The 18,601-nt window shown below is 36.3% G+C and carries 13 protein-coding genes; 3 read left to right on the forward strand and 10 right to left on the reverse strand.

Annotated features, from left to right (window positions below):
• Positions 1–3,171, reverse strand: coding sequence for an efflux RND transporter permease subunit (locus tag WH267_RS09645; protein ID WP_340007746.1), 3,171 nt, complete (start codon positions 3,169–3,171; stop codon positions 1–3).
• Between the two features lie 9 nt (positions 3,172–3,180).
• The gene (locus tag WH267_RS09650; protein WP_340007748.1) at positions 3,181–4,557 is read right to left on the reverse strand and encodes a TolC family protein; all 1,377 of its coding nucleotides are present in this window, start codon (positions 4,555–4,557) and stop codon (positions 3,181–3,183) included.
• A gap of 974 nt (positions 4,558–5,531) precedes the next feature.
• On the opposite strand from WH267_RS09650, the gene WH267_RS09655 reads away from it, so the two are divergent.
• The gene (locus WH267_RS09655; RefSeq protein ID WP_340007750.1) at positions 5,532–6,443 is read left to right on the forward strand and encodes a helix-turn-helix domain-containing protein; all 912 of its coding nucleotides are present in this window, start codon (positions 5,532–5,534) and stop codon (positions 6,441–6,443) included.
• Positions 6,444–6,633: 190 nt separating this feature from the next.
• Positions 6,634–7,386 carry an SDR family NAD(P)-dependent oxidoreductase gene (locus WH267_RS09660; protein WP_340007752.1) on the forward strand — a complete coding sequence of 251 codons (753 nt, stop codon included), beginning with the start codon at positions 6,634–6,636 and terminating at the stop codon, positions 7,384–7,386.
• Between the two features lie 123 nt (positions 7,387–7,509).
• On the opposite strand, the gene WH267_RS09665 is transcribed toward WH267_RS09660, so the two are convergent.
• The 4 genes from WH267_RS09665 to WH267_RS09680 all read right to left on the reverse strand — a co-directional run bounded on the left by WH267_RS09665 (position 7,510) and on the right by WH267_RS09680 (position 13,303).
• Positions 7,510–7,755: an Lrp/AsnC ligand binding domain-containing protein gene (locus WH267_RS09665; RefSeq protein WP_340007754.1), complete on the reverse strand. Its 246-nt coding sequence runs from the start codon at positions 7,753–7,755 to the stop codon at positions 7,510–7,512.
• Positions 7,756–7,848: 93 nt separating this feature from the next.
• Positions 7,849–9,015 (reverse strand): cytochrome-c peroxidase, encoded by a 1,167-nt coding sequence (locus WH267_RS09670; RefSeq protein WP_340007756.1) that lies wholly within the window; start codon positions 9,013–9,015, stop codon positions 7,849–7,851.
• Positions 9,016–9,087: 72 nt separating this feature from the next.
• Positions 9,088–10,503 (reverse strand): RagB/SusD family nutrient uptake outer membrane protein, encoded by a 1,416-nt coding sequence (locus tag WH267_RS09675; protein ID WP_340007758.1) that lies wholly within the window; start codon positions 10,501–10,503, stop codon positions 9,088–9,090.
• A 10-nt stretch (positions 10,504–10,513) separates the two neighbouring features.
• Complete coding sequence (locus WH267_RS09680) at positions 10,514–13,303, reverse strand: SusC/RagA family TonB-linked outer membrane protein (RefSeq protein WP_340007760.1); 2,790 nt, start codon at positions 13,301–13,303, stop codon at positions 10,514–10,516.
• A 574-nt stretch (positions 13,304–13,877) separates the two neighbouring features.
• Here WH267_RS09680 and WH267_RS09685 point away from each other — a divergent pair.
• Entirely contained in the window at positions 13,878–14,906 is a 1,029-nt protein-coding gene (locus tag WH267_RS09685) for a LacI family DNA-binding transcriptional regulator (RefSeq protein ID WP_123319284.1), read from the forward strand.
• 63 nt (positions 14,907–14,969) lie between these two features.
• On the opposite strand, the gene WH267_RS25135 is transcribed toward WH267_RS09685, so the two are convergent.
• The 4 genes from WH267_RS25135 to WH267_RS09700 form a co-directional block, all read right to left on the reverse strand.
• Positions 14,970–15,128: a bacteriocin-like protein gene (locus WH267_RS25135; RefSeq protein ID WP_445223265.1), complete on the reverse strand. Its 159-nt coding sequence runs from the start codon at positions 15,126–15,128 to the stop codon at positions 14,970–14,972.
• 16 nt (positions 15,129–15,144) lie between these two features.
• Complete coding sequence (locus WH267_RS09690; protein WP_340007762.1) at positions 15,145–15,288, reverse strand: bacteriocin-like protein; 144 nt, start codon at positions 15,286–15,288, stop codon at positions 15,145–15,147.
• 214 nt (positions 15,289–15,502) lie between these two features.
• A complete protein-coding gene (locus WH267_RS09695) occupies positions 15,503–17,116 on the reverse strand; it encodes a UxaA family hydrolase (protein ID WP_340007764.1) in 1,614 nt (537 codons plus the stop codon).
• Positions 17,117–17,121: 5 nt separating this feature from the next.
• Positions 17,122–18,585, reverse strand: a complete 1,464-nt coding sequence (locus WH267_RS09700; RefSeq protein WP_340007766.1) for a tagaturonate reductase — start codon at positions 18,583–18,585, stop codon at positions 17,122–17,124.
• Positions 18,586–18,601: the final 16 nt, after the last annotated feature.

Consider the following 18,601-nt stretch of genomic DNA (forward strand, 5'->3'; position numbering starts at 1 on the left):
TTATAATGAGGAGTTTGATTGTACATAATATTTGCTTTCCTTATCTTCAGGATCAAGTGAAGGACTGATAAGCGTTGTTTTTGACATTACGCCTGAGAAGAAGTGAGGAATAAACATCAAAATAGTAATGGTTGAAGCAATGATTCCCCCAATTACCGCTCTACCTAACGGTGCCACCTGTTCAGAACCTTCACCAAGACCAATTGCCATCGGAATCATTCCTGCCAGCATAGCCAATGCAGTCATCAGAACAGGTCTAAGTCTTGATGCTGCTGCCATTCGTGCAGAATGTACTGAGTTTAATTTGTAATGTTTTCTATAGAATTCAGCTTGATTGACCAGCAAAACGGCATTGGAAACCGACACTCCGATAGACATAATAATTCCCATATAAGACTGAAGATTTAAAGTACTTCCCGTTATAAATATCAAAATCATACTTCCCGCAAGTACAGAAGGAATCACAGACAAAATCACCAAAGGAACTTTAAACGACTGGTAAAATGCAGCCAGCATCAGATAAATAGCCAATACTGCTGCGACCAAACCAATACCTAAGCTTGATAAGGTATCGTCAAGCAGCTGAAGATTTCCTTCTGTCCATACAGAAACACCTTTCTGCGGTTTCCCCGCTTTTTCAATAGCCTGTTTGACAGCCTTGGAAGCCGATCCAAAATCTTTCTTATAGGTGTTTCCCAAAATCGTAACATACCTCATCGGACCTTTTCTATTTACCTGCGCAGGGGCCGTAACTTTCTTGATGGTCGCAATATCCTCAAGCACCGGTCTTGGACTGTCTTTTTTTAGAGGCAGTGATTTAAGCATTTCTTCAGAATTCATAATCCCCTCAGGAATCTGAACCTGAGTCTGAAATACCAAACCTGACTTTGGATCAACCCACAGATTTTTATCGGTATATCTGGTCGATGACGTTGCTGTCACAAGACTTCTGGTAACATCCTGCATAGTGATTCCAAATTGAGCTGCTAAATTTCGATCTACATTGATTTGTAAGGTTGGATATTGAAGCGGTTCAGCAATTCTTACATCTCTCAAAAAAGGAACATCACTAAGATTTTGTTTTATTTTATTGGCATGCTGGACTGCGAGTTTTAGATTAGCCGCACCCACTTTTATTTCCAGTGGAGTCATGGAGCCCTGCCCTATGATTTTCTCCGTCAGTTCCATTGGTTCAAAATTAATTTTAGCTTCAGGATATTTTTTTGCAATATTTCTACGGATCTTTTCTTTGAGATCTTCCATAGAGCCATCATACAATTCCCTTTTAATAGCCACCTGTAAAACAGCCTGATGCGTTGCATTGGTAAACAAAAAGATAGGGTTAATGGGAGAACCTGCAGGTTGTAAACCGACATAAGCCGAACTGATATCGATGGCATCTTTAGGGACTATTTCTGTGATATCAGCTAATATATTTTTAATCAGATCTTCAGTTTTCTCAAGCCTGCTTCCTTCAGGAGCATCAATTCTGATTTGAAAATCTCCCGACTCAGAAACAGGCATTATATCCGTTCCTGTTGATTTCATTAATAAAAAAATTACCAATCCACTCACCAAAATATAGCCTGAGAACAGCATTAAACTTTTTGCAGACCATCTTCTCATTGAGTGAGTATAACCTGTTCTGAATTTGTAAAAAAAGCTTCTGTCCTTGCCAGCGTGCTTTTTTAAATGTGTATTTTTCATCATCCAATTAGCCAGGATAGGTACGAAGGTCTGTGAAGCCAAAAATGAAGCAATCATTGCAAAAGCAACTGCTAATGAAAGAGGCAGAAACATATCTTTCGGAATTCCGGTCATTATAAATGCTGGGGTCAGCACCGCCAAAATACAAAGCAGAATCAATAACTTAGGAACGGATATTTCCAGAACAGCATCTAAAATAGCCTGTGGTTTAGTTTTCCGCATTTCCATATGCTGGTGAATATTTTCGATGGTAACTGTTGCTTCATCCACAAGAATCCCAATCGACAAGGCTAACCCACTTAATGTCATAATATTGATGGTATAGCCTGAAAAATAAAGTACACTTACAGCAGCCAGCACAGCAATCGGAATAGTAAATACAACAATTAAAGCACCTCTTAAGTCACCAAGAAACAGAATAATGACCAATCCTGTGAACAATGCTCCTAAAACCCCTTCGTGAATTAGATTAGATAGAGACCTTTCGATATACTTTGACTGGTCAAATTCATATCTTACATTCACATCATCAGGAAGCTGATCTTTCAATTTAGGGAGTGCTTTTTTAAGATTTTCAACAGCGGATAAAGTCGATGCATCTGATTTTTTGATAATTGGCAGATATACAGAACGCTTTCCATTAATCAAAGCATAACCTACAGTCTGATCCGCTGCATCCTGCACATTGGCAACATCACCCACGTATAAAGTTCTTCCATTTTCAGTTTTAATAGGAATATTTAAAAACTCAGAAGGATCTTTTGCTATAGAATTGACTGGCGCCATATAATTAGTCTCTCCAATTCTTATATTTCCAGCTGGTGAAGGATGATTGTTTTTTGTGATTGCCATTGTAATTTCTTCAGGACTCAAACCGTTACTCTGCATTGTTTGAGGATCAATATTGATTACTATGGATCTGATATTTCCTCCAAAAGGTGCAGGAGCAGTGATCCCCGGAATTTCTACGAACATAGGCCTGATTTTAGTTAAGACCATTGTCTGCAGTTCTGTAACGGAATGATTATCACTCTCAAATACGAGTTGACCGACAGGAAGTGAATTTCCATCAAAACGCACCACCATCGGAGGAACCGCTCCTGAAGGCAGAAACCCCATCGCTCTGGAAACCTGCGTCGATACTTCTCCAGCAGCCTGCGCCATATCTGTTCCGGGATAAAAAGTAAGTTTCATCAGGGTTAATCCCTGAACACTTTTGAAGTCTATATTTTTAACACCTCCAACGAATAAAAGAACTTTCTGAAATTCATTGGCCATAAAGCCATCCATATATTGGGGTGATAATCCTCCGTAAGGCATTGCAATATACATTGAAGGCAATTCGACCTCAGGGAAAATATCAACTTTTATTTTTTTTATTGCGCTGAAAGAAATAATTCCAATAGCCAGTACTAATACCATTATCGCTATCGGTTTTCTTAAAGCAAACCGTATAAGATTCATATTTATTTTTTAGAGATTATTAAATAGATAATCGAAATCAGTAGTCATCTCGGCAAGGTTAATCACCTGCTTCCAATAGTCTTTAGCAGCATTGATCTGATTATTTTCTGCTGTTTCCAATATCTGCTGGATCTGAAGAAGTTCAGTTAAACCTATTAGTCCACTTTTGTATCTGGCGAAATACATTTCGTAAGCTGACTCTGCTTTTTTAACGGCTTCAGCCTGCTTGCCAAGCTCATCAAATTGTGCAGAAATAGTTTTCTCCAGAGCACTGGTTTCAACCTGGATAGCCCTTTTAGATTGTTCTTCCAGATAAGCGAACCGTTGAGATTCTTTTCTTAAAGCATCAGCTTTCTTATTATTGGTGTATACACTGGTCAAATTCCAAGTAACCCCTAAACCTACCAAAAAGTTATTGGCGGGATTTGAAAATCCGTCGATCCAATTGCCTGAGGAATATCCTTGATTATTGATACCTGATCCTCGATAGGCATAGCCTGCCAAAGCTTTAATGGATGGCAGTGAAGACCTTCTTTGACTCTCTGCCTTCTTCTCAAAATAGTCAGCTTCAAATTGAAGTGTTTCGATAAAGGGATGAGATAAATTTCCACCAAGTTTTATTTCAGATAAAAGAACAGGATCAAGGAAATGAGTCGCTGCTAATTGTGCTCCATCTATCTTCTCTGGATAAAACTCTTTTAGTTTTTCTACTGCAGATAGCATCAGCCCACCAGTATTATCCCGCACCGCAGCAGCCTGAAGGTATGAAGAATAGGTTAAAACGCTGTCCGCTTCCGGTCTTAAACCTGAACGGGAAAGCGCACTGTTGAGTCTATGAATTTTCTGTATTCTGATTGTATTTTTATCTGCCCAATGAAGTTTTGAAACGGCAAATACAGCATCCAGGTATTTTTCGAAAACTGTTTTTTTAAGACGAAGCAAGTAGGCACTTTGATTGGTCTTCGCCTTTGAAGTTAATAAAGAAGCTGCTTTTTCATCAGTTTTTTGTCTGCCAAAATTATAAATCTCATATTCTGTGACCATCGAAGCAAAAGTGTTTGCTGATAACGCGGAACCATCAGAGCCTACTCTGCTTCCGCTTACAGTAAAAAATCCCTGCTGCGGAAAGGAAGCTCCATTACTTCCTTCGAACGTTCCATAAGTATTCTGAAATTGAGCTTTGATCTGTGGTAAAGCATTACTTTTAACAACCGCTTCATTGATTTCAGAAGACTCAACCGCAGATTTGGAAGCCAGAACTCCGGAATAGTTTTTCTCTGTTTCTGACCAGATATCACGGAGCAATGATACCTGCTGTCCATATAAATTTAGACAGCTCAGCATTAGCCATCCGTACAGGATGACTAAAAATGTTTTTCTTATCATTATATAGATTATTGACTACCAAAGACATTGGTAGTATTAATATTTCTTTTGTAAAATCAGTAGATCACGTAACTCAATACGTGTACTGCTGAATCAAATGATAAGTTTTCGGTATTGTAGGAAAATAGGTAGTCTTCCCCGTATTTTAGAAGTATTGTAAAAAGGATGTTCTGAGACTTTTACTAATAAAAAAGCACCACACAGAACAATAAAAGTAAAGGCTATCAGCTCCTGTGCATCTGATAAAGAAAAATCCTTTATGCTATGGTCTTTAACTAAAACCTCTTTCTCTTTACAAAATTTACATTTTAAAGATGAAGAAAGTGAGTAAAATTTACCTTTGGAAGCTGAATTTATATGAGAGTGAGTCGGTGTATCGAAATTTAAAAATTGTTTGATACTATTCTTAATCGCACAGGAAGAAATAATAATACAGAATGCAAAAAAAACTGCAAGCAGGTTTTTCGTGAATTGATCTGTATTCAAATTCTTAAGACTCATCGAACAAAAGTATAATTTTTAAATAACAATATCAAAGATGTTAACAGAATTTATAAATCTATTCCTATAGAAAGTTTTTTCTACTAGCTTTTATATATAATATTGTAAATTGCATGAGTTACAACAGACCAATCGTCAGCATATTATTCTGTACTGTAAAAGAACTCATATCTTCTAGCAATGGATTGGTCAATGCTGTTTCCCACATGACACAATTCTTTAGCAGCATTCTCTATAATACTTTTCTCCTGATTATCAACCAGATGCCCTCCAAAATACCCCCCCTATTCCTATTATCAACACTCGAACTGTATCCATTATATTATTATTTTTAAGATTGTAATTTCATTAATATTTAGCAATTGCAAACTTCATTATTCTGAATTTTTATGGTAAATTTAAGATTACGTTTTTTACGCAAATCTGTTTATATTTAAGCTTATTTTTGATCATAAAAAATTTAGAAAGTTATCATGTCAAGAAAAGGTATCAATGCTATCAAGGAGTATCATCTGAATGCCCATCAACCTACTAAACCTCAGTTTGCTATGTATGACCTGCAAAATTACCTGCAAAAACACGGCGAACATGCAAGTAAGGCACATATTCACAGCTATTACCAAATTATTTGGTTTAAAAAAGGTAACGGAAGGCATTTTGTGGATTTTAAGGAATATGATGTTATTGACAATTCAATTTTCTTTATTGCACGGGATCAGGTGCATTATTTTGATGAATGCACGGATTATGAAGGCATTTTACTCCATTTCAATGAATCATTTATAATACAGAAAGACAGTGAAGTAGAGTTTTTCCTGAAATGCAGTTTATTTAATAATCCCTATCAAATACCGTCTTGTTGTATTGGAGATCACATCGTAGTTACATTAGATTTGTATTTAAGCCTGATGCAACAAGAACTTGCAAATAATGAAGAAAATGGTGACTATTTCGGACGTGAAGAATTACTGAGATTATATCTCAAATCTTTCCTGATACAGGTGCAGCGAAGAAAAAATGAATTTGAGCTCAATAATTCTGACTTCCCTTTTCATACAGATGAAAAAAGGATGCAGCTCATGCGTTTCATCAACTTGATCGACGAAAATTACAAAAAGGGATTACCTGTTTCCGAATATGCCTCGATAATGAATTTTTCATCCAGAACCCTGTCTGATTTAACAAATAATTTTTTGAATAAAACACCATCTCAAATGATACAAGAAAGGATGATACTCGAAGCACAACGTATGCTTTTACATTCTGATCTCAACGTCAGTCAGATTGCTGATCATTTAGGATTTGAGGATCCTTCTTATTTCGTAAAATATTTTAAAAAACATGTTCATCAATCTCCTTCTGACTTTAAGAAATCGATTCTCTAACATTCCCCTTATACAATATAATTAACAAACGACCTTACTCAAAAGAAATAACCGCTTCCTATTTCTACCAATCTTTTTCCAATCCGCCCATTTTTTAGCTTACCCTATTGTAGCAATTTTGCAATGTAAATAATGACAATCTAAAATTTATAGATTCTCGTCAGTTATATTAACTAAATACATATAAAAAATGAAACAAGCATTAATCGTAGGAGGTTCTACAGGTATGGGTAAAGCAACTGCAGAACGTTTATTAGAACAAGGTGTAGAGGTTGCAATTATTGCAAGAGGTGGTGATAATCTTGATGAAGTAGCCAAAGAACTAAGTGTAAAAGGAAGTGTAAAAGTTTATCCTGTTGACCTTTCTAAGTTGGAAGAAGTTAGAAAATTCACTACAATTCTTGCAACTGAACTACCAAATTTAGAATATTTGGTGAATGCTGCGGGTTATTTCAAGCCTAAATCATTCCTAGAGCATACTGAAGAAGATTATGACATTTACCATGATTTTAACAAAGCATTTTTCTTTATTACGCAAGCTGCGGCTCAAGTGATGAAAGAAAACGGTGGTGGTTCTATTGTGAATATTGGATCAATGTGGGCTAAGCAGGCTATCAAGGCTACCCCTTCATCCGCTTATTCAATGGCAAAAGCGGGTTTGCACAGTCTGACTCAGCATTTGGCAATGGAATTGGCAGATTCTAAAATTCGTGTAAATGCTGTGTCTCCTGCCGTAGTAGTAACTCCAATTTATGGATCATTTATTGAAAAAGATAAAATTACAGAATCACTACAAGGATTTAATGACTTCCACCCTATCGGTCGTGTGGGAACTGCTGAAGATATTGCAAAAACAATTACTTTCTTACTTTCCGATGAATCAAGCTGGGTTACTGGCGCAATTTGGGATATTGATGGAGGTGTAATGGCCGGAAGGAACTAATTGTTGTATTCTAAATTATTCATTAAAGTTACTGATCTTTTGAGTCAGTAACTTTTTCTATTTCTAATTTTACCTATTACAATAAAAAGCTCTGCTTTGGAATCAGTAAAATCTACACTTATATCACTGTATATCATATCCCAGTTCACGCTTCGCCTCTGTAAGTACAAAAACACTTTGAATGGTTCCAACGAAAGGAAGATTTGAAAGTTTATTCGAAATGACAGCCGTATATTCTTCCATATCTTTCACGCAAACTTTCAACAGAATATCAAAAGCTCCAGTCATATGGTAGCATTCCATCACTTCAGAAATTTTTGAAGCTTCATTCATGAATGAAAACAGAGCTTTCTGCTGATGTTCTTTCAACTGAATCTGTGCAAAAACAGTCAGCTGTTTATTAATCAGTTTTGCACCAATAATCGCAGTGTATTTTTTATTATTGATAGAACATATGAATGATTATTCAGGTAATTTAGGGGGAGTTATCCTTTGATTTTTAGTATTGAGTGTTCCCAGAAATGCTTCCAGCTGAGCCACTTCTTCATTGGTAAGATTCAATGGTTTCAGCATTGGGGATTTCTGAGAATTTAATGGCACATTTTCATGTATTGTGGAACGCTTTTTAGGAGGCTCCGGGTTTCCCTTATTATAGAAATGAATCACATCGGCCATTGTCATAAAAGCACCGTTGTGCATCCATGGACCTGTTCTGGTAACTTCTCTTAATGACTGCACTCTGAATTTTCCGGCATCTGTAACATCCTTTGTTATCAAATATCTTCCAAGATCTTCCTGCTTGGAACCCAGGAGTGATGTTCCAATATTTTCAAATCGATTATTTGAAAAATATCCAGAATTATGACAGTTTATACATTGGGCTTTGGTTCTGAAAAGATGTAAACCCATTACTTCATTATCTGTAAAAACATCTGATTTCCCCTCAATAAACTGATCAAATTTACTTGAGGGACTTTTAACCGTTCTCTCAAATGTTGCTATTGCTTTTGCTATTTTATCCTTTGTCACTGCTTTATCACCAAAAGCTTTTTCGAAAAGGCTGGCATATCCTTTGATATTGGCAATCTTTTCTGTAGCAAGATCAATATGTTCATTCATTTCTTTCTTATCCTGAATCGGCATATGTGACTGTTCCTCTAAAGACCCTGCACGCCCATCCCAAAATAAAGTTTTAGCATAGGCAATATTTAAGATACTCATGGCATTTCTTGAACCCAGCTGGCGATCATGACCAAAAGAAAAAGTACGGTTATCCGACCAACCCAATTCAGGATCATGGCACGATGCACAGGCAATCTGGTTAGATCCTGAAAGACGGGGATCATAGAATAGTGTTTTTCCTAAAAGTACTTTTTCTGTAGAATAAGGGTTATCTTCCGGGAACTGTACTTCGGGTAAATGGCCTATTTCCATAAAATAAGGAACTGCTTCAGAACTCAATTGCGGTTTGGGCCATCTCGAAATATCCCCTGATGAGTATAGCTTTCTGAGTTTCGCCATCAGAGAAGTCTTATCATTGATTTCCTTATTAACTCCCGTACTCAGACAGTTATTGAACAAAAAAACGGTCACAAAAAAAACAAAAATCCAACTTATTACATTCTTCATTACTCCGTACTGTTATGATATACAATCATTATTTTTAAAAGGGTTTATATTTACTTAGAAACGATTCAGATTTTAATATCCAGGATTCTGCTTCATATTACTATTGATGACCACCGACTCCTGAGGAATGGGAAGAACAAATTTATTGTTGGGATATGACGGACTGCAGTTATTTGAAATACATCCATTATTCCGTATAATATTTTTATGGTTTCTCATCAGATCAAAAAAGTATTGATTTTCAAAAACAAATTCTTTTCTTTTTTCTTCCAGTACAATATCCATGGAGACCTGAGTTAATGACGCTAATCCTGCTCTGTTCCTGATGGCATTTATATCTTGTAAGGCCTGTTGTGTATTTCCTAAATGAAGAGCGGCTTCTGCACGGATAAAATACAGGAGACTCAAACGATAGACGAGACTAAAGTTTTGAATTTTATACTTTTTCGTAAAATAGTAAGGAAGATTGGGCTGTGTTCCCCCTGTTATGGATGTTTTTAGATTTTGGATTTCGAAAAGCTGCTTTCTCAGATCATTGGAAGCATAAAGTGTATAAACATCTTCAGAAGTCACATACGAAGATCTGTTAGTAGCTTTTTTAAAATTGTATAAATTCGCTACCGGAGTTTCATTTTCAGCTGTATTTGCAAAATACCAGATGGATTCGGGAAGGGCCCATTTTGAAACCAGTTCGTTCTGTGGAGTAAGAGCCAGCCCAGACCCTGTAATAATTTCGCCCGCATACTTATAAGCTCCAGACCAATCATTTTTCCACAATGCGATTTCAGCAGCAAGAGTTTTTACAGCAAGCGGATTCATAAAATTGACATTCTCCCCTGCCGGAATAGCATGCTGATTCTGTATTAATGATAAAGCATTTGTGATATCTTTTTCCAGTAAATCAAAAGTTTCCGCAGTAGTTCTTCGGCCTGGAAAATCAACTCCAACTTTCAGAGGAGCAATATTGTAAACAATTCCCAGATGAGAAGCATCAGAAGTATAAGTATAATTTTGTGCGTAATATTTTAATAACTGGAAATGGACAAAAGCTCTTAAAGCCAGTGCCTCAGCTTTAATCCCGTTAATTTCTGAAGAAGTAGCATCGGTAAGCCTGTCCACATATTCTAATATAAGGTTAAGATTATTAATGATCTGATAAGAATTGGTATAATAGTCCTTCAGTTTACTCGCTGAAGGCTGATCATCAAACTGATAAAGATTATCAACTCTCGTTGGGATCGAGATCGCACCTGATGTATTAGGAGGATACTTTAGATTACCGGACTGAAGGTCTCCGTAAGTATATGCCACTTCTGAAAAGTGATTATCTCGAAGTTTATTGTAAGCTCCATTCAAAGCTTCCAGAACTCCTTTTTTTGTGGCGAGCTGTGTGTTGATAGAAATAGCCTCTACCGGTTCGTGTTCAAGAAAGTCTCTGCATGAAACCACAGAAAACAGTGCTATTGATAGTATAATTACTTTTTTCATTTGCTTACTTTTAAAAATTTGCTTTAAAACCAAAGCTGAAAGTTCTCATTTCAGGATACATATATCTGAACTCCCTGATCCCGTTTTTCCCGGTCGGAGATTTTTCTTTATACCAGTACAATACATTGGTACAGTCTAAAAATATACTTGCACTTTTGATAAAACTGTTTTTGATCTTATGTAAAGGCAGTTTATAATTAAGGTTAATATTCTGAAGCTTGATATAGCTGTTGTCATACACATATTTGCTATTATTCGACATCGAAGGTTTATTCGTAGGCTTTCTGTTGGAGGCCATATCTCCTGGAGCCTGCCAGTAGTCCAACGCATTAACACTTACATTACGGTTAATAAGAATAGTATATTTATCAATCAGATCACTGTTAATCAGCACATTTCCACCCCATTCAAAATTCACTAAGAATGAAAGACTCAGATTTTTGTATCGGATGGTATTACTTAAACCACCGGTAAAGTCAGGCTGGGTATCACCTATGATGGTATAATTGGTGGCATCCAGAGGAGTAAACTCTCCTGAATCCATAGGAACTCCTTTTACCATAAATTGATCAAGACCATTTGCGGGATTTACTCCCAGCCATTCATATCCCCATATCGCTGAAGTTGGAGTTCCAATTTTCTGGGCACGGGCATAGGCAGCGGTTGAAAATTTTTCTTCCAGTCCAAAAAGAGCGGTTACTCTGTTTTTTACAGTAGCAATATTGAAACTGCTGTTCCATGTAAAATTCTTTTTATTAAACCAGTTTCCCCGCATAGACACTTCAACACCCTGATTATACATTTCAGCACCATTAATTTCTGCAGACTTATAGCCGGTTTCAATAGGAACATCTCTGGATACTATCATATCTGAAATATTATTCCTGAAAAGTTCTATAGTGAAATCTATTTTTTTAAATAAACTAAAATCAATTCCCAGGTTATATTTTTCGTTTTTTTCCCAGGTTAGCTCGCGGTTCTGCGGCGAAGTCACTTCAGGATATGCATAATCATAGTCATAAGTAAACCCGTTTCCTGCAACGGTATAAAGCCCTGATGAGCGGTAACTTCCAATTCTGGAATTTCCTGTAATTCCCCAAGATGCTCTAAGCCTCAGAAAACTTACTATCGAGCTATTCTCTAAAAAACGCTCTTTAGAAATAAGCCATGAAGCACCAATCCCTCCATTTATAGAAGCATTTACATCTTTTCCAAAAGCAGAACTTTCATCTCTCCTTACACTGGCAGAAAGAAAATATTTTTTATTAAAATCATAATTCAGTTGAGAAAAGAAACTTCTTCCGCTATCTTCCTGGGTGAGGGCTCTGAAAGTAGTTCCGCCCAAAGCATTATAAGGATCCTGGTATGTAGCATACTCCTTAAAATTACTTCCGAGGATCGCTTCTTTATAATCTTTTGTATGACGAAGCTCCATTCCCACCAGCAAGTCTGCATGATGTTTTTCCCAGAAAGTCTTTTCGTAGTACAAATGGCTGCTCCAGTTCCATTTTTTACTGTCAGAAGTATTGATACGGCTTTTTCCAAAGCTTGTTTTAGTAGATCCGCTTTCATTCAACCCGGATTTCCAATCTGTATTTTTTTTATCCGAGATATCAATTCCGAAAAGGGTGCTCAGCTTTAATCCTTTTACAATTTCATAGCTGATATTTAAACTTGAAAGCAAAGAATTATTTTTGACATTGATCACATTTTGGGTAGCTGCAGCAAGAGGATTGGCAATCCCTGAAGTACCTGTAGGCCTGAAGCTTCCATCTTCATCATAGATGGCTTTATCAGGAGCCAGAATAAAATTAAAATAAGTATTAGGCTGCTCCTTATATAAATTATTATAAGCCGCATAAAGGCTGATGTTTAATTTTTTATAATTAAAACCAATGGTAGCATCTATCCCTTTTTTCTCCAATGAATTCATGACCTTGGATTCATTATTATTTGAATAATCCAATCCCACACGGTAAGTGAAATATTGTCCGCCTCCGCTGGTAGTAAAATTTGTCCTGTAAAAATCACCATTGCGGTTCATTACATCAAACCAGTTGACATCTACTCCATTCCATGGATAGGCTACGGGTTTGGGAAGATTTTTTGTATAATCATTATAAAGCTGAGCATATTGCTGTCCGCTCAGGTATTTGATTTTGTTGATACTCTGAGAAACTCCATATTGGGTAGTAAATGAATAAACCGGTTTTCCTCTTCTCCCTTTTTTGGTAGTAATTAATATTACTCCATTAGCAGATTCAGCCCCGTAAAGCGCTACTGCAGCAGCATCTTTCAGGATATTAATACTTTCAATATTATCCGTATTAAGCCTGGCCAGAGGATTGATATTCATTTCAGAATTAGACTCAGCACCATTAAAGTAAGTCTGGGCAAAAGGATTGTCTTCCCTCATGATCACACCATCTATCACGATAAGGGGTTGTGTAGAAGTTCCGAATACAGCCGAAAGCGGAACCAAAGACCCCAAACCCCGGATATTAATATTAACGGGCTTTGCCAGCTCCGTATTATTAACAATCTGTACTCCCGGAGCCATTCCGGCAATCATCTTATCAATACTTTCATAAGATTGGGAAGTACTGATATCCTTTTCTGTGAGGGTAACAATAGACCCTACAACTTCTTCCTTAAGCTTTTTAGTTCCGTAAGAGGAGGTTACGATAACTTCTGCAATCGATTGCGCTTCCAGTGAATCTTTTTTGGCCTCTGATAAAGTTTGGGCATTGACAAGAATAGCCCCGCAAATCATCAGAATACTTGCGACAGATTTATTCATTATTGTTGAAATAGAATAATTTAGATTAGAGAAAAAAGGTTTACAAACACTATTATTTAACAGAAAACCTGGTTCATACCGCAGGAATAGCTAGCTGATAAATGCATCATTTAATACCCACCTTCATAAAAACCTTAATTAGAATTAATAAAAATAATTGCAAATTTAAATAATTAAAACAAAAGAAAAGAATCCATTTTTAATTTTTACTGAAAAAATAATCAACATAATTCAACGATTGTTGAATTTTCAATGAATTCCTTGTAAAAATCATCCCTATTTTGTATTTGTTTTAACTCTCAGTTTCAGTTTGAAAAATAAGATATTTACATTCAAATAAGAATAACAGAAAATCCCATTTATAGTATTCATTTAAAGTAATCAGTACTTCCAAAAAGAGCCAATCACTATAAAAACAATCATTTGAGAGCATTCAAAGCAACCTATTGAATTAATATCTATGGAAATGATATAAAATACATCTATTTTCCTTTCAAATAGCCATAATTTGATTAAATTTACGTCAATAACGTCTGCTTATTCAGACATCTTAAAAACGCTCAGAAAAAAAGGTATGAATAAAAAAAATGCCACCATTTATGATATTTCCAATAAGCTCAACGTAAGTGTGGCAACTGTTTCGAGAGCATTGAATGACCATCCGAGAATAAGTGAGGCTACCAAAGAGCTGGTCCGCAAAACGGCCAAGGAAATGAACTATAAGCAAAATAACCTTGCTAAAGCCTTGAAAAGTGGTGAAACTAAAAACGTTGGGATTATTGTTCCTTACATCAATACCAACTTCTTTTCATCGGTCATACGGGGAATTGAAGAAGAACTCTCCTCCCTTGGTTATCATGTTATCATTTGCCAGAGCCACGAAGATGTCAACATTGAAAAACGACAGCTTAATACTTTACTGAATGCTCAGGTAGATGGTATTTTCATGTCGGTATCCAAAACCACCACAGATATCAGTCATATCCAAAGTATTCTTGATACCTCCAATACTCCTATTATCTTTTTTGACCGTAAAAAAGATATTGCAGGTGTCAGCACAGTGACTATTGATGATTATCGTGCCGGCTATATGGCTACGGAACACCTGATCAAAGAAGGATATAAGAATATCTGTCATTTTGCGGGAGATCTTAATCTTGAAATTTATCAGAATCGTCTTAATGGCTATAAACAAGCCTTAGCAGATCACCATCTTTCTGTAAAAGAAGATAATATCATTTCTACAGGCAGTTCCATTGAGGAAGGAACGGAAGCAATCAAAAAACTTTGGAGTAAAAAATCTGTTCCCGACGCCATCTTCTCTTCGAGTGATTTTGCCGCCTTAGGTGCTTGTCAGGAATTGAAAAAAAGAAATATTAAGATTCCTCAGGAAGTTGCTATTATCGGTTTTTCCAATGAACCCTTTACCCAGTTTATGGAGCTTCCAATCAGTTCGGTAGATCAGACTCCGGTTTTGATGGGAAAAATGGCGGGGCAGGTATTTCTGGAAAGTGTAAAGGAAAATGGGTCAGGAGTTTCCATCGAGAAAAAAGTGGTGCTTACCCCACAACTTCATATCAGAAAGTCTTCGAAAAGAAAATAACCATTAATACACAACCCTGTAAATCATTTGAATTACAGGGCTTTATTAATAAAATTAAGTCCTTTAACTTAATATCTCACAAGGTATTATACAAATTACCCAAGGGCATTTTTTGATCCCCGGAGGTGGGCAACATGCTTCAGAACAGCTTAACGCTCCTCCGTTAATACTCTTTAGCTGATCTCTTAAAATTTTTTTGGAATTTTTCATTGTCAAGTTCATGTATTAGAGTTAAAACTTAAGGTTGGTTTCCACCACCACATCCGTCATAAGGCATACATTGCCATTTTCCTCCAATCAGGCATAATTGGCCGCCTCTACAGTCGATACCACCTTTGATTGTTTTTAATTCCTGTTTTTCGATTTTCTTTAAATTTTTCATAATAATTTAGATTTAGATGTATTCGAAATTAATAAATTATCATCAAAATTTATACAACTATTATAAAATATTTATTTTACATCTGTGAAATTACAGGAAAGTAATCTTTATTATTAGAAAAACAAACAAATGTAAAATTAAAAGAAAATGCTTCCTACATTACGCAGAAAGCATTTTCAATCCTAATTAAAATTATAATTAAAAAAACATGTTCTTATAAGCTCACTCCTCTTCTCCAGGGGATAAAATCATTTTGTTTTAAAATAGCAGCTTTGGTTTTTATTTCTCCGCTGGCTATTTTGATAATAAATTCCAGCAGTTCTTCTGCTTTTTGATCAATCGTTTTTTCTCCGGTGATGATATCTCCCGTATTAAAATCAATAATATCCGGCATTTTCTCAGAAAGAGAAGTATTTGATGATATTTTTACTACAGGAACTACAGGATTTCCGGTAGGCGTTCCAAGACCTGTTGTAAATAACACAACATTGGAGCCTGAACCTACCAAAGCAGTGGTACATTCTACATCGTTTCCTGGTGTGCATAATAAATTCAATCCATGTTTCTGAATGTATTCCGTAAAATCAAGGACATCATTGATGGGCGATGAACCTCCTTTTTTAGCCGCTCCTGCAGACTTCATGGCATCGGTAATTAATCCATCTTTAATATTCCCCGGTGACGGATTCATATCAAAACCAGATCCTGAAGCAACGACTGATTCTTCAAAGTCTTTCATCAACTGTAAAAATCGTTCTGCATCTTTTTCATTGACACAACGGTTTACCAATTCCTGCTCTACCCCACACAATTCCGGGAATTCTGAAAGAATAGTTGCTCCTCCGATTCCTGCCACTAGATCTGACAAACGGCCTAAAACAGGATTGGCAGAAATTCCTGAAAACCCATCTGAACCGCCGCATTCCAATCCTAATACAAGCTTTGAAATGGATGCCGGTTTTCTTTGAATTTCATTGGCTTTTTTAATGGCTTCATAGGAATCCTTAATGATTCCGCTCAGCATTTCGTCCACTGTTCCCGACTTCTGCTGTTCATAAACGATAATCGGTTTTTTGTGGTTGGGACTGATCTTTTCAAGGGCATCTTTAAAAATCTGAACCTGCAGATTCTGACATCCAAGGCTTAAAACGGTCGCTCCGGCAACATTCGGGTTATTAACATATCCTGCCAATAAACGCCCCAAGGCTTCAGCATCCTGACGAATGCCGCCACAACCTCCCTGGTGGGTAATGAACTTAACATCAATATTTTTGAAAACTCTTGAGTTTTGATCTTCTTCAGTTACAACTTCTTCCTCTGCGTTATTGATCAGAGATCTCAGCAACAGCTGATGTTTTGTTACTTTTTCAAATAAAAGTTCTTTCTCAAAAACCTCTTTTAAAATCTCTACATTTCTGTTTTCGCAAAAAACCAAAGGAAAAAACAACCATACATTTTCTGTTCCCACCTGTCCGTCTTCTCTGTGATAGCCCATGAAAGTTCTGTCTTTCCACTGATCTACATTGGGAGCAACCCAGGAAATAGTTCCTGTTTTACCTTCAACTTTTGCGCTTTGGTGTTTTACATTCTCAGTGGTAATCACCTCTCCTTTTTGGATGGATTGACTGGCTTTTCCAACCAAAACACCATACATAATAATGGAATCTCCTGTTGAAAGATCTTCTGTAACGAACTTATGCTTGGCCTTTGTATCTTTTATCATCTCATAGGTAAGATCACCCAGCATAACCGTTTCACCTTGTGTAAGATCTACCAATGCTACTGCTACATTATCGTCAGGGTTTACCTTCAGTACTTTCTTTTGCATGATATTTAAGAGTAAGATTGAACAAAATTGTGATAGGCCGTTTCCACATCATGATGATCAATTTCCCACAATGCTTTGGCTACCGCATCTTTCAAGCCTTCCACTAAGGTAAGATCTGTATCCCAGAAAGAAGTTTCTGCTAATGCCAGTTCTGCTACCTTTTCATAATCATTTGTTATCCAAATCTCTTTGAATCGGCTGATAATTGCTTCTTCATCATTCAACGGAAGAGCTCTCCCTTTAAAATTTCCCTGGTAGAATCTGATTAAACTAGCCAATGAGAAAGTTAAGTTTACCGGTAATTTCTGATTGATTTCTACATATCCCTGTAAACTAGGAAGGATTCTCACTTTGAATTTAGAGACAAAATACAAAGCGATGCTTGCCAGATAATGCTTGATAAAAGGATTTCTGAATCTGTCAAACACTTCTTCCGCAAACTCTTTCAACTCATTTTCATCCAGTCCCAAAGTCGGGTTTACTTCATTAAAAATCGAATTTCTTAAAAACTGTCCTATAAATGGGTTCTCAACAGAATCTTTTACCGTTTCTTTTCCTGATAAAAGTGCCGGTGCCAACATTAAAGTGTGACCACCATTTAAAATTCTTACTTTTCTCAGACGATAAGGCTGAATATCATCCACTACCAGAATCTGTTCATTGATCTGATCAAAAGGGATTCTTTCTTTCAGATTTTTAGTATCCTGAATAACAAAAAGTAAAAATACTTCCGAAACAACCATCATCCGGTCTTCATAATCCAACTGTTCTTCGTAAGATTCTGCATCATCTTTGGGATATCCCGGAACAATCCTGTCAACCAACGTATTATGGAAATAATTGCACTGTTCAATCCATTGCACAAACTCTTCTTCTAAATTCCATAATCCGGCATATTGAATAATAATATCTTTTAAAACAAAGGCATTATCTTCAATCAGTTCACAAGGGATAAGTCTCAATCCTTTTTCTGGTGCCCCTTTGAAATGTTTAAATCTTTCATATAATAAAACCGTTACTTTCGCTGGGAAGTTTTTGTGTGGGCCTGAGTATTGATCTTCAGTTTCATCATACGCAATTCCTGTTTCAGTAGTATTGGAGAAGATAAATTCAAGTTCTTCTTCTTTTGCCAATGCAAGGAATTCATCATAATTCGTATACGGATTGATTGATTTCTGAATGGCAGAAATAATCTGCTTTTCATCAATAATTTCACCTTTTTTTATTCCTCTTGTAAAAAGAGTGTATAGATTATCCTGCTCTTCCAGTTTATGTACAGAGCCACCCTGTGTAGGCTGAACATTAGCAATTCCAGCGTTGAAGCCTGCTTTTTTATTCAATTGATCAATCACATAATCAGTGAATCCTCTCATAAAATTTCCTCCACCAAACTGTACGATTTTAATCGGAAGTTTTTCGTAAGAACCATTGAATTCACGATTTATTTTTTGTTTTATCTGATTTTCCATTTTTTCTAATTTGAAT

It is taken from the genome of Chryseobacterium sp. MYb328 (genome assembly GCF_037572595.1).
GTDB classification, from domain to species: domain Bacteria; phylum Bacteroidota; class Bacteroidia; order Flavobacteriales; family Weeksellaceae; genus Chryseobacterium; species Chryseobacterium pennae.

Excerpts from the sequence above, each read along its gene's own strand:
- WH267_RS09645 (WP_340007746.1), bottom strand. The coding sequence starts at position 3,171 with ATGAATCTTATACGGTTTGCTTTAAGAAAACCGATAGCGATAATGGTA.
- WH267_RS09650 (WP_340007748.1), bottom strand. The coding sequence starts at position 4,557 with ATGATAAGAAAAACATTTTTAGTCATCCTGTACGGATGGCTAATGCTG.
- WH267_RS09655 (WP_340007750.1), top strand. The coding sequence starts at position 5,532 with ATGTCAAGAAAAGGTATCAATGCTATCAAGGAGTATCATCTGAATGCC.
- WH267_RS09660 (WP_340007752.1), top strand. The coding sequence starts at position 6,634 with ATGAAACAAGCATTAATCGTAGGAGGTTCTACAGGTATGGGTAAAGCA.
- WH267_RS09670 (WP_340007756.1), bottom strand. The coding sequence starts at position 9,015 with ATGAAGAATGTAATAAGTTGGATTTTTGTTTTTTTTGTGACCGTTTTT.
- WH267_RS09675 (WP_340007758.1), bottom strand. The coding sequence starts at position 10,503 with ATGAAAAAAGTAATTATACTATCAATAGCACTGTTTTCTGTGGTTTCA.
- WH267_RS09680 (WP_340007760.1), bottom strand. The coding sequence starts at position 13,303 with ATGAATAAATCTGTCGCAAGTATTCTGATGATTTGCGGGGCTATTCTT.
- WH267_RS09685 (WP_123319284.1), top strand. The coding sequence starts at position 13,878 with ATGAATAAAAAAAATGCCACCATTTATGATATTTCCAATAAGCTCAAC.
- WH267_RS25135 (WP_445223265.1), bottom strand. The coding sequence starts at position 15,128 with ATGAACTTGACAATGAAAAATTCCAAAAAAATTTTAAGAGATCAGCTA.
- WH267_RS09690 (WP_340007762.1), bottom strand. The coding sequence starts at position 15,288 with ATGAAAAATTTAAAGAAAATCGAAAAACAGGAATTAAAAACAATCAAA.
- WH267_RS09695 (WP_340007764.1), bottom strand. The coding sequence starts at position 17,116 with ATGCAAAAGAAAGTACTGAAGGTAAACCCTGACGATAATGTAGCAGTA.
- WH267_RS09700 (WP_340007766.1), bottom strand. The coding sequence starts at position 18,585 with ATGGAAAATCAGATAAAACAAAAAATAAATCGTGAATTCAATGGTTCT.